12 protein-coding genes are annotated in these 11,791 nt (G+C 65.5%); 8 read left to right on the top strand and 4 right to left on the bottom strand.

Features of this window, described 5'->3' with window-relative positions; translation table 11 throughout:
• Nucleotides 1–64: 64 nt before the first annotated feature.
• Nucleotides 65–355 carry a DUF6632 domain-containing protein gene (locus ATM97_RS35015; RefSeq protein ID WP_358116557.1) on the top strand — a complete coding sequence of 97 codons (291 nt, stop codon included), beginning with the start codon at nucleotides 65–67 and terminating at the stop codon, nucleotides 353–355.
• 287 nt (nucleotides 356–642) lie between these two features.
• Here ATM97_RS35015 and ATM97_RS16270 read toward each other — a convergent pair whose 3' ends face one another.
• The 4 genes from ATM97_RS16270 to ATM97_RS16255 form a co-directional block, all read right to left on the bottom strand.
• The gene (locus ATM97_RS16270) at nucleotides 643–2,898 is read right to left on the bottom strand and encodes a cation-translocating P-type ATPase (protein WP_218718859.1); all 2,256 of its coding nucleotides are present in this window, start codon (nucleotides 2,896–2,898) and stop codon (nucleotides 643–645) included.
• Between the two features lie 88 nt (nucleotides 2,899–2,986).
• On the bottom strand, nucleotides 2,987–3,937 hold the full coding sequence (locus tag ATM97_RS16265) for a hypothetical protein (RefSeq protein ID WP_218718858.1): 951 nt from the start codon (nucleotides 3,935–3,937) through the stop codon (nucleotides 2,987–2,989).
• A 48-nt stretch (nucleotides 3,938–3,985) separates the two neighbouring features.
• On the bottom strand, nucleotides 3,986–5,356 hold the full coding sequence (locus ATM97_RS16260) for an MFS transporter (RefSeq protein WP_255587874.1): 1,371 nt from the start codon (nucleotides 5,354–5,356) through the stop codon (nucleotides 3,986–3,988).
• 129 nt (nucleotides 5,357–5,485) lie between these two features.
• Entirely contained in the window at nucleotides 5,486–5,707 is a 222-nt protein-coding gene (locus ATM97_RS16255; RefSeq protein ID WP_067486479.1) for a heavy-metal-associated domain-containing protein, read from the bottom strand.
• Between the two features lie 133 nt (nucleotides 5,708–5,840).
• On the opposite strand from ATM97_RS16255, the gene ATM97_RS16250 reads away from it, so the two are divergent.
• From ATM97_RS16250 to ATM97_RS16220, 7 genes are all read left to right on the top strand, one after another.
• Nucleotides 5,841–7,022, top strand: coding sequence for an NAD(P)/FAD-dependent oxidoreductase (locus ATM97_RS16250; RefSeq protein ID WP_218718857.1), 1,182 nt, complete (start codon nucleotides 5,841–5,843; stop codon nucleotides 7,020–7,022).
• Between the two features lie 278 nt (nucleotides 7,023–7,300).
• Nucleotides 7,301–7,954 carry a GNAT family N-acetyltransferase gene (locus ATM97_RS16245; RefSeq protein ID WP_218718856.1) on the top strand — a complete coding sequence of 218 codons (654 nt, stop codon included), beginning with the start codon at nucleotides 7,301–7,303 and terminating at the stop codon, nucleotides 7,952–7,954.
• A gap of 140 nt (nucleotides 7,955–8,094) precedes the next feature.
• Complete coding sequence (locus ATM97_RS16240) at nucleotides 8,095–8,469, top strand: BlaI/MecI/CopY family transcriptional regulator (protein WP_218718855.1); 375 nt, start codon at nucleotides 8,095–8,097, stop codon at nucleotides 8,467–8,469.
• A gap of 157 nt (nucleotides 8,470–8,626) precedes the next feature.
• Nucleotides 8,627–9,103: a hypothetical protein gene (locus tag ATM97_RS16235; protein WP_308248505.1), complete on the top strand. Its 477-nt coding sequence runs from the start codon at nucleotides 8,627–8,629 to the stop codon at nucleotides 9,101–9,103.
• A gap of 74 nt (nucleotides 9,104–9,177) precedes the next feature.
• A complete protein-coding gene (locus ATM97_RS16230) occupies nucleotides 9,178–9,519 on the top strand; it encodes an NADH-quinone oxidoreductase subunit A (RefSeq protein ID WP_218718854.1) in 342 nt (113 codons plus the stop codon).
• Nucleotides 9,510–10,868, top strand: a complete 1,359-nt coding sequence (locus tag ATM97_RS16225; protein ID WP_218718853.1) for a hypothetical protein — start codon at nucleotides 9,510–9,512, stop codon at nucleotides 10,866–10,868. The genes ATM97_RS16230 and ATM97_RS16225 overlap by 10 nt, the downstream gene beginning before the upstream one ends.
• Complete coding sequence (locus tag ATM97_RS16220) at nucleotides 10,861–11,784, top strand: complex I subunit 1 family protein (RefSeq protein ID WP_218718852.1); 924 nt, start codon at nucleotides 10,861–10,863, stop codon at nucleotides 11,782–11,784. The genes ATM97_RS16225 and ATM97_RS16220 overlap by 8 nt, the downstream gene beginning before the upstream one ends.
• Nucleotides 11,785–11,791: the final 7 nt, after the last annotated feature.

The following is an 11,791-nucleotide window of genomic DNA, read 5'->3' as shown; positions in this document are numbered from 1 at the left end:
CTTCTGCCAGCACAACTGAAGACTGAAACCATCAATCCGACCGGCCGGAGGGGTCAGAATTCAGGTGCCGAAAAGTGTTCAGCTTTCGCATGCCGTTGACATATTCCTGCTCAGAGCATCGCGTAGTCCGCTCGAGCATCTTTCGTTGATCTGGTTCACCGTCTGGTCAAGCGTTGCGCACGCTGTAGTCATGGCTACGCATGCCGTTGCCGCGCACGGTGAACGAACGCACCTTATAGCCGATATTCCGTTGTTGATCGCGGCGGCCGCACTCCTCGCCGCACTCACACCTGTAAGCGTGCAGCGAGTCGAGGCGGAAGCGGGAGGGCCGAACGATCAACAACCAACGCCATAGTGCTTCGCTGGATACGCCGCGACGCCGAGTGAAGAACCCGTGTCGGAACCGCTGGACTAGGGGCGACACGGGGCCGACTGGTTGCGGTCGTCGACTACTCGGGGGAGGAGCGTGCTTCGAATCGCTTCTGCAAGACATGCCACGGCGCACTGCGCGATTGCTCGGGCGGCAGGATGGCGGGCGATTCGCATAGCGGTGTCGGATGAAAAGTGCACGTGGTCCTCCTGGGCTATGAGAGAAGGGGACGACACTCTGTGTCGTCCCCTTCTCCGATCGGCGGTGTTCGTTCAGTTCGCCGTGGACTTGAATCGGCGCAGCCGCAGGCTGTTGCTCACCACGAAGACCGAGCTGAACGCCATCGCGGCGCCGGCCAGCATCGGGTTGAGCAGGCCTGCCATGGCCAGCGGGATAGCGGCCACGTTGTAGGCGAAGGCCCAGAACAGATTGCCCTTGATCGTGGCGAGCGTGCGCCGCGACAGGCGGATCGCGTCGGCGGCGGCACGGAGGTCGCCGCGAACGAGGGTGAGGTCGCTGGCCTCGATGGCGACGTCGGTGCCGGTGCCCATCGACAGGCCGAGGTCGGCCTGGGCCAGGGCTGCCGCGTCGTTGACGCCGTCACCGACCATCGCGACGACCTTGCCCTCGGCCTGCAGCCGCTTGACGGTGTCGACCTTGTCCTGCGGCAGCACCTCGGCGATGACCTCGTCGATGCCCACTTCGTCGCCGATGGTGCGGGCCGCGCGGGCATTGTCACCGGTCAGCAGGATCGGGGTGAGACCCAGTTCACGGAATTGCGAGATCGCCTGCGCCGAGGTCGGTTTCACCGCGTCGGCGACAACGAGCACACCGCGCGCCTTGCCGTCCCAGCCGATCGCAACCGCGGTCTTACCCGCCGACTCGGCGTCGGTCATCGCCGTTGCCAGCGCTTCGGGTAGCGGCTGTGACCAATCGGCCAGCAGTCGCGCCCGGCCGACGATCACGGCCTTTCCGTCGATCACACCCTGCACACCGAGGCCTTCGATGTTGGCGAAGCCCTCGACCGGCAGGAGTGTGCCGACCTTGTCCCGCGCGGCTTTGGCTATGGCTTGAGCGATCGGATGTTCCGACGAATCCTCCAGCGCACCAGCGAGTTCCAGCACCTGTTCATCGTCCTCGCCGTCGGCGGGGATCACGTCGAGCAGGGTCATCTTGCCGGTGGTGACGGTGCCGGTCTTGTCCAGCACGATGGTGTCGACCTCGCGGGTCGATTCCAACACCTCGGGTCCCTTGATCAGGATGCCCAGCTGCGCGCCGCGCCCAGTGCCCACCATCAGCGCGGTCGGCGTGGCCAGGCCGAGGGCGCACGGGCAGGCGATGATCAGCACCGCCACGCCCGCGGTGAAAGCGGCGGCGACCGAACCACCTGTACCGAGCCAGAATCCGAGCGTGGCGACGGCGAGCGCGATGACGATCGGAACGAAGATGCCGGAGATCTTGTCGGCCAGCCGCTGCGCCTGCGCCTTGCCGGTCTGCGCATCCTCGACGAGCTGCGCCATCTGGGCGAGCTGGGTGTCGGCGCCGATCCTGGTGGCGCGCACCACGAGTCGTCCGCCGACGTTCACGGTGGCACCGGTGACCCCGTCGTCCACGCCGACCTCCACCGGCACCGACTCACCGGTCAGCATGGACGCGTCGACCGCCGACGTCCCCTCGGTGATCACACCGTCGGTGGCGATCTTCTCGCCCGGCCGCACGATGAACTCGTCGCCGACGGTCAGCTGCTCCACCGGAATTCGCGTCTCGACTCCGCCGCGAAGAACCGCGACATCCTTGGCTCCGAGCTCGAGCAGTGCCTTCAATGCAGCGCCCGCCCGTCGCTTCGACCTGGCCTCGAAGTAGCGCCCGGCGAGGATGAACGTGGTCACGCCCGCCGCGGCTTCGAGGTAGATGCTGCCGGTGCCGTCCATCCGCGCGATGGTGAGCTCGAACGGGTGTTTCATTCCCGGCGTGCCCGCGGTGCCCCAGAACAAGGCGAACAGCGACCACCCGAACGCGGCGAGGGTGCCGATCGACACCAGCGTGTCCATGGTGGCGGTGCCGTGCTTCAGGTTGGTCCACGCCGCCTTGTGGAAGGGCAGCGCGCCCCAGATCACGACCGGTGCCGCGAGGGTCAGCGAGAGCCACTGCCAGTTGGTGAACTGCAGCGCCGGAATCATCGCCATCGCGATCACCGGAACGGTGAGCACCAGCGAGACCAGCAGACGGGTGCGCAGCGAGGCGGTGGGGTCGGGCTCGGCGGGGGCGTCCTCGGCAGGCTCGGCCTTCTTCGGCGCGGGCAGTGCCGCGGTGTAGCCGGCCTGCTCGACGGTGGCGATGAGTTCCTCGGGGGAGACCTCACCGGTGAAGTCGACGCGCGCCTTCTCGGTGGCGTAGTTGACGGTGGCGGTGACCCCGTCGAGCTTGTTGAGCTTCTTTTCGATCCGGTTGGCGCAGGAAGCGCAGGTCATGCCACCGATCACCAGTTCTACCTGGCCGGTGCCCGGTGGGTGTGTCACGGTGGTCATGGGGTGCTCCATTCTTGTGTTGACAGTGCTGAAGAGTTGGGGGTCGGAAGCTGGTTTGTCATCGAATGTTCCTGTTGCCCGGCGGTGTTCAGTGTCCGTGGCCGGGAGTTCCGTGGTTGGCGGGTGCTGGGGTTGGCGCCGCCGGTGCTGCCGCAGCCTGGTTTGTGGTGGCAACGCTGAGGGTGAATTCGGCGGTGCGTACGACGCCCTGGTGCTGGAAGTCCAGGAACAGCCGGTAGTCGCCGGTACTCGGTGCATTCACCACGAAGTCGATGCCGGGACCGGCGGGGGTGACCCCGTCGCTGGGCGTGCCCTCCGGGTGAACGTGCAGGTAAGCGAGGTCGGCAGCCCGGAGCGCGACCAGGTGACCGAAGGCGCCGAGGTAGGGCTGCAGGTCGGTGACCGGAGTGCCGTTACGGCTGACCGAGAGTGTCACCTTCGAGGCAGCACCCGGGGTGACGGTGCCGTTCAGTGCGACCGTGTACTCGCCGACCTGCGTTGTCGCGGCGGGGGCAGGCAGCGCCTGGACGTCGTAGTTCCCGGCGACGCGCAGATCAGTGCCGAGGGTCAGGTTCGACCCGCCGGCCGGGGTGAAGTCGGCGAAGACTCGGTAGTCACCGGCCCGGCTGAGATTCAGCGGGACGGTCCAGGTTCCGGCCGGGTCGAGCACCGGGTGCACGTGCTGGAAGCCGGCCATGTCGCGCCGGACCACGATCAGGTGCAGGTCCTTGTCGTGGCTGGCCTGGTATTTCGTGACCGGGGTTCCGGTGGCGTCGAGGATGCGGAAGGAGACCGTCGTCTGCGCCGCGGTCATAGTGTTCGGTTTATCCAAAGCGAGGGTGTACCCCTGGTCGGTGACAAGCAGACCACCGGGTAGATCGGCGGAGGGGGCAGTGTCACTGGGTGCGGCGTGGCCGCCGTGCCCGGCGGGTCCACTCGGATCGGGGTCCGGGCCGATTGTCGCGCCGGCGGCGACAGCGATTCCGAAGACCGCGGCGAGGCCGAGGGCGAATCCGGCGAACTTGGTGGTGGCATTCATCCAGAGCTCCGTACTTTCTGTACTTGGTTGTCCGATAAGGGGATCGGATCAGCCGATGAGGGTGGGCTGACGGGTGTCACGCGGCCACCTCAGGTGTTCTGCGTCGATGACGTAGGGATGGGTGTGCAGGTAGAGGCGGTCGCTGACGCGAATCGCATCGGCCAAACGGGCGGGGTCGATGGTGCCCGCCTCGTGTAGGTGGGTGATCTGCTCGGGGTCGTGGCGCGGCCAGAACCGCAGCGCGACCATGGTGCCGACGACTGCGAGTACCGCCAGCACCACCCATGTTGTGGTGAAACCGGCTGTGCGGGTGAGCCATCCGGCAATCGGGTAGGTGAGCAGCCAGGCCAGGTGGGACAGCGAGAACTGAGCGGCGAACAGGGCCGCACGGTCGGCGGCCTGCGACGAGCGACGCAGGACCTGCCCGGTCGGGGTGAGGACCGCGGCGGTGCCCGCGCCGATTACGGCCCACACCGCGAACGCGGCACCCCAGCGCCACTGGCCACCGTTCGCGGTCGACAGCGCGATAGCCGAGCTGAGCCCGAAGACCAACGTCGTGGCGCCGGACAGCATCACCGGGCGTGCGCCGATCCGGTCCAGGACTCGCGGCAGTGACAGGGCAGCGATCATCGTCCCGAAGCCGTTGGCGGCCAACAGCATCGCAACACCGGTTTGGGTTCCGCCGAGGGTGTCGCGGACGTAGTTGACGGTATTGACCATGATCACCGACCCCGCCGCGGCGACGACCAGGTTAAGGCCGAGCAGCCCGCGTAGGCGAGGCGTGGCGGCGAAGATCCGCATTCCGACCGCGATCCGTTCGCGGAAGCTGCCCTGGGTGCTAGCGCCCGCGTTGGGGACTCGGGTCGAGATCACCAGGGCGGCCGAGACAAGGAAGCCGATCGCGGTGCCGACGAACAGCCAGTGGAAGCTGATCAGGGTCAGCGCGGCCGCGGCCAGCATGGGGCTGAGCAGTGTTTCCATGGTCGCGGCGAGCTGTGCGGCCGACAGTGCGCGGGTGTAGTCACGTTCGTCGGGCAGGATATCGGGGATCACTGCCTGGTAAGTCGGGGTGAACGCGGCTGAGGCGGTCTGTAGGACGGCGATCAGTACGTAGATGTGCCAGATCTGGTCGATGAAGGGCAGTGCCAGTACGACGCCGCCGCGAATCATGTTGAGCGAGACCAGGAACAGTCGGCGGGGGAATCGGTCGGCGTAAGCGGCCACGATCGGGGCGACGGTGACGTAGACGGCCATCTTGATGGTCAACGCGGTGCCGAGCACGGCTCCGGCGTCGGCTCCGGCGAGTTCGTAAGCGAGCAGTCCGAGCGCGACCGTGGTCAGGCCGGTACCGAACAGGGCGGTCATCTGTGCGGTGAACAACCGCATGTAGTCGCGGTTGGCGAACAGTGACGTGATCATCGGGGTTGTCCTTCTACTTCTGTGTCGGTGCGTGGCACCTGCTGAGCGTGGCCACCCGTTCACTGACTTCCCCGAGGATCGGCCACCGTGTCATCGAGTGAAGAGGCTCGATGACACGGTGGCGGGGTATCAGTTCTGGACGAGTTCGTAGCCGAGGTTTTCGACGGTGTCCTGGATCAGCGCGTCGTCGATCGCGCCTGCGCCGATGACGGTCATCCGGCCGGTGGCGAGTTCGATGTCGACACCGTTGATGCCGTCGAGCTTGCCGATCTCGTTCTTGACCTTGCCGACGCAGCTGCCACACGACATGCCCGAGACGACGTAGGTGCTGGTGCTGTTGTTGGTGCTCATGACCGTTTGTCTCCTTGTGCTTCAGGGGCGTTCCGAGAACAGACGATACGACAACCGAGTCACGTTGTCTACCCCTAGGGGGTATGCGTATTGAGTGCTACGGATACCCCCAATGGGTATGTATGGTGGCGATATGAGAAAGCTGAATCGGATCGTCGTTGTCGGAGCTTCGCTGGCAGGTCTGCGCGCAGTACAGGCCCTACGCGCCTCGGACTTCGCTGGTGACATCACCTTGATCGGCGCGGAAAACCACGCACCCTACAACCGGCCGCCCCTGTCGAAAAGTGTCCTGGACGGCGACGACGACATCGCCCTCCCCGGTGCTGAGCAGCTCGACGGCGACTGGCTGCGCAAACGGCGAGCCACTGCACTGCGCACCGACGAACACCTGGTCGTCGTCGATGACGGCTCGGAAATCGCATTCGACGGACTGGTCGTGGCGACGGGTGCGAGCCCGCGGCGCTTCGATGCGCAGCCCGCAGGTGTGCACAACCTTCGAACCGTCGACGACGCTCGCGCCTTGCGGACCGAACTTGCGGCTGTCCCCGGTCACGTCACGGTGATCGGCGGTGGCTTCATCGGAAGCGAAGTGGCATCCACGGCTCGACGCCAGGGAATCTCGGTCACTCTGGTCGACGCCGGATCCCACCCGATGAGCGCGACATTGGGATCACACGGCGCGCAGTGGCTCGCCCGGCACCACGAGCGGCACGGCGTCGATCTCGTATCCGGGGTTCGAGCCCTTGGCTTCGATGGTGAAAGCCGCGCCACCGCGGTGCTGTTGAGTGATGGCCGTCGAATTCCCACCGACGTCGTCGTCGCGGGCACTGGAGTGGAACCGAATACCGACTGGTTGCGCGAGAGCGGGCTCAAGCTCGACAACGGCGTCGTCTGCACGAGTTCGCTGTTCGCCGAAGGGGAATCGTCGATCGTCGCTGCCGGTGATGTCGCCCGCTGGTCGCACCCGCTCTACGACGGCGAACTCGTCCGCGTCGAACACTGGGCCAACGCCAATGAACAGGGAGCTCTAGCTGCTCGCAACCTCCTCGCTGGGCCAGCCGAAGCCGAAACATACGCGGCGGTACCATCTTTCGCGACGCATATTCACGGTGTCCGCATTCAGATCGCGGGCATGCCCGCGATCGCCGACGAGGAGCGCGTGCTCCTTGATGAGTCGGCTGAGGACCGTCTCGTGGTTGCGTTCTCCTCGCGCGGTGTTCTCGTCGGTGCGGTGGCGGTGAATGCGCCGAAGGATCTCATCCGACTGAAGCGCGCTATTGCCGCGCGCACCTCGAGTGATGAGGTCGTTGCTTGACGGACCGAACACGTCGCGAGCTGTAGTCGGGCCAGCTCGGCATCGGATCTGCCGCCCGTCGGATGGGGTGACGTCTCGAATCGTCGCCTCATCCCGGATGCGTTGACAAAGCCGTGACGAACCGGCTAAATACTAAGTTACTTAGTAGATAAGAACGGAAGGTTCGTGTGATTCGGCGGCCCGCATCTGTGACACCCGAGGGGGTGTCCGCTCGAACGAGCGCGGGCGCGACCGACACTCCTGAGCGCGTCATGCCGAGGCGTAGCGCGCCATACGCGATGGTGGTGCCGGTGATGCGCTATTACGCATCCCGTGTTCTGCGGCCGATGATCACCTCGCTCCGCACCCCACCTCGTGTCACCCTGGCCGGTCGAACCTCGCGTGGAGAAGCGGTCACCCTACGCCCGCCGCGACTGTCCGACGCCGCTACCTGGCGCGAGATTCGAATCGCCGACCGTCTCGCCATCGAACCGTTCTGGGTGACAGACAGTCGCGGCTGGGAGTCGCGCCATCGCGAGCGGATATGGATTCACGAGTGGCTGTGGTCGAGGTCGGAGGCGAAGGCCGGCCGAATCGTGCGCACTGTGATCGAGGTCGATGGACAATTCGCCGGGCAGTGTGACCTGTGGATACAGCCACACGACGAGCGCGGCGAGCTCAGTATCTGGGTCGACTCGCGACTGGCCGGGCGTGGCATCGCGGGCGCGGCATGTCGCCTGCTCATCGGCTACGCCTTCGACCAGCTGGGTCTGGCGCGGGTCACGGCGCCGATCGATGTGGACAATGCCCATTCGGCTCGATTGGCCCGCCGGATCGGTCTGGTGCGCGAGGGAACGATGATCAGTTACCTCAGCGTCGGGGGCAGGCGCCGCGATCACGATCTCTGGGCGGTTTCCGCGCAAGCTTGGACGCGACAGTCGTCTGCTGAATGAGGCCGAGGTGGTGACGCTGTGCGACGCCGAGTGTGCGACCGAGCAGTCCGGATGACGTCCTCGAGTACGTAGAGATATAGTATGTGTTGGCACGCCGGACGCCGCCGAGGCACGGTCGAGCGGAGAACGGGAGAACGACGATGGGTCATCGCTTCGGAGAGCTGGAAGCGGTTGTGATGGATCGCGTCTGGTCGGCCGACGACACCATCACCGTCCGGCAGGTCTACGACGATTTGCTGCGTGACCGCGACATCGCGTACACGACCGTCATGACAACCATGGACAACCTGCACCGCAAAGGTTGGCTCGAGCGCGAACGACTCGGCAAGGCCTACACCTACTGGGCCACCCTGACGCGTGAACAGTACAGTGCGAAGCTGATGCGCGACGCTCTCGGCGACGGTGGCCGATCCGATCTGGTGCTGGCTCACTTCATTGATCAGATCACCGAAGACGAATCGAACGCACTGCGAACTGTGCTGCGGGGATTGACTTCTCGGCGGAAAAAGGACTGACCCGCACGGTCCTGATTTGCCGCTGTCCAAGCCGGACATGGTAATTCGACCGGACGTTTCACGTCTTCGATGCGAAATCGGCAATCGTGTAGCCGCTAGAGTATCCATGATCTACTATCCGGTTTAGTAGTTTGCCGAGGGCGGAGGAGGCGCAGTCGTGACGATCTCGCAGTGGCCGATTCAACGGTGGTTGGTGGCACTGGCCGTGGCAACGGTGGTCGCTGCTGTGGTGGGCATTCCCACCGGGGTGATTCAGACGCCGTTGTACACGCGGATGACTCCAGTGCTGTGGTGGAACTACCCGATCTGGCTGCTCACCGCAGTACTCAGCGGTCTCGTCGCAGCGACCTACGTACGAAGTCAGATGCCGTCGACCACACGCTCGGCCGGGCCGTTGGCCACGCTCGCATCGGCATTCGCCGTCGGTTGCCCGGTGTGCAACAAGCTGATCGTGGCACTGCTGGGAGTCGGTGGTGCGCTCAGCATCTGGGCGCCTCTGCAGCCGATTATCGCGGTGGCGTCGCTGTCGCTGTTGGTATGGGCGCTGCGTCGCAGAATCATGGGCGAGCGCGCGTGTGCGGCATCCGCGCCGGTGGACGCGCAGGCAATCGAAGCGGATCCCGTGCGTCGGTAATCCCCGTGTCAGTCCCTCCGGTTTACGTACCGAAATAGTACTGTCACTCGCGGGGGAGCAGGAGGTGACCGTCGATGCTCAATCTGCTCATAGTCCTTGCCGTGGTGGTGGCCTCGACGGCATTGGTGTACGCGGCGGGCCGCGCGGGGCAATCGGGACCGGTCGCGACCGATGTCGCACCGTTCCTGTCGGGTGCGAAGGCCACCGAGCACGCTGTGTCGCGCTATCACGTGCGCTGGTACACGATCACGATGATCTTCCTGGCTTTCGACATGGAAATGGCGTTCATGTATCCGTGGTCGGTCGTCGTCGCTGATCTCGGGGCCATGGCGGTCGCCGAGATGTTCGGATTCCTGGCCGTGTTGATGATCGCGGTCCTCTATGCCTGGCGAGAGGGAGCGCTGCGATGGGTCTGAACTCCTGGTTGCGTGCCCGAGTTGCCGTTGCGCCGTTCGTGGTGACCGTGCCTGGTGGTACCTCTGTACGCTTGGCGGTTGAACGCGAAATCCGCGAACACGGTCTGCGCCAGGTGAGCAGTCCAGCTGCGGCCGACCTGCTGGTCGTCGCCGGACCGGCCGACGAGGAATTCGATTCCTATGTCACGCGGGTATTCGACAGCATGGCACTGCCTCGAGATCGCGTATGGATCACCGAAACCGATACTGCCGCAGCAGAAATCGGCGCCGCGATCGTTCGTCTGCGTGCTGAAGTCGTTGCTGTCTCACCACCGTCGGACCCCGAATCCGTTGACGGTCCACACCACCAGCACAACAGGGCAAGTGGCCACGACGCTGAGCAGGCGCCAGTGCACGAGCAGGCTGCGGTGCATGAGCAAATGCAGCACGCCGCAGGGCATGAGCACATAGGGCACTCCGCTGAACATGAGCACGTGGAGCACGCTGCGGAACATGAGCATATGGGGCACTCCGCTGAACATGAGCACGTGGAGCACGCCGCGGAACACGAGCACATGGAGCACGCCGCGGGCGGTGCGGCGCACGGTGGGCACGACCACGATATGGGCATGATGATGCCGGGTGGGCTGGCGATGGCTGATCGAGCGGATGATCGGGACGGTCTGAAGCTCGACGTGCTGACGGTCCCGCTGGGACCGGTGCTCGCCTGGTGGCCCGCGGGTCTGACCGTTGTCACACGATGGCAGGGCGATATCGTCTGCGACGCAGCGGTTTCAGTGTTGGCGGCCCCGACGGGAACCGCGCCGTTCTGGTTGCGGCCATGGCTGCGCGCAGGGTCGGTCGACGCGGACGAACGAAGACGATGGCGAGCGGCCTGGGCACTGGACTCGGCCTCGACGCTGCTGACGGTGGCGGGATGGTCGGATACGGCGACGACCGCGCGCCGGGTGCGGGACGACTTGCTGGTCGGTGATCTGTCCGGGGCCGGTGAGGTGCGGATGCGCCGTTGGGCGCGGCGGGTCGCGGGCTCGTGGGTGCTGAGGTGGTCGTTACGTAATGTCGGACGAATCGCCGCAGGGCCGGGGGTGCCGGCGGAGCTGGTCGGCGACGTGCATGACCGGCTGCTGCGCTGGATCGCCGAGACGGACCCGGCGCGCCGACGTGAGGAGAAGCCCACAGAGCCAGATGGATTCATCGATGCCCAGATCGGTCGATGCCAGTGGATCGTCGACACGTTGCCGACACTGCTGGCCGGAACGGAACTCGCGGAGGCCCGCTTGATCGTGGCCAGCCTCGATCCCGACATCGAGGTGCTGACCGCAGCAGGTTCGGAGGCGGCGCATGGTTGAGTCGGCTCCCTGGTGGCAGGCCGCGTTCTTGCCTGTAGCCGTGGTGGCGTTTGCTTTCGCCGTCGAGGTCTGCCAGGGGATACTCAACGCGCGAGTCGCTGGAGCTTCCGCACCGGTTGCCGCGTTCGCACGGGCGCGGACTGTCGCACTTCTACTCACCCAGCAGCGCCGCCGGATCGTCGGTGCTGATGTATTGCTTTGGCGTTGTGCAGGATTGATCCTGCTGGTCGCCGGTGTGCTCACAGCGGCGCTCGTGCCGGTCGGTGATCGCGTCGTACTGGGCGGTAGCGTGTCGCTCGCGTGGTTCAACGCTGTCGAGATCCTCTCCTGGGCAGCGGTGTGGTTGGCCGGGTGGGGCGCAGACTCGGCTTTCTCCCTCGTGGGTGGGTATCGCTTCGTCGCGCAGGGCCTTGCCTACGAGTTGCCGCATATGTTCGCGTTGATCTGCGCCGCGGTGGCCGCCGAGTCACTCGACATCTCCGACATCGTTGCCGCACAGCAGGACCGGTGGTTCGTTGTGATCATGCCGGTGGCTTTCGTGATCTATCTGCTCTCGGTACCTGCCATGTCCTTCACCGCGCCCTTCGACGCTCCGGTGGGTGTGGATATCGCTGGTGGCGTCTTCGCCGAGGTGTCGGGGGTCGACCGCCTGGTGCTGACCGTGGGTCGCCGGGTGCTGTTCGTAGCGGCCGCGGCCATGGCGGTGCCGCTGTTCCTGGGCGGTGGTGCGGGTCCGTGGTTGCCGGGCTGGCTGTGGTCGCTGGTGAAGACACTGTTGGTGCTGGCCGCGCTGATCTGGCTCGGGCGGCGCTGGCCGACCATCAGGATGTCGCGCTACATGGAGGTCGCCTGGATCATCTTGCTTCCGCTGATTCTGCTGCAGGCGTTGGTGGTGTCGATCGTGATGATTCGCTGAGAAGGAG

The sequence above is a fragment of the Nocardia sp. MH4 genome, assembly GCF_019266065.1.
Lineage (GTDB): Bacteria > Actinomycetota > Actinomycetes > Mycobacteriales > Mycobacteriaceae > Nocardia > Nocardia canadensis.
Note: the sequence above shows the minus strand (reverse complement) of the source record. Positions and strands in the feature narration are given on the sequence as shown.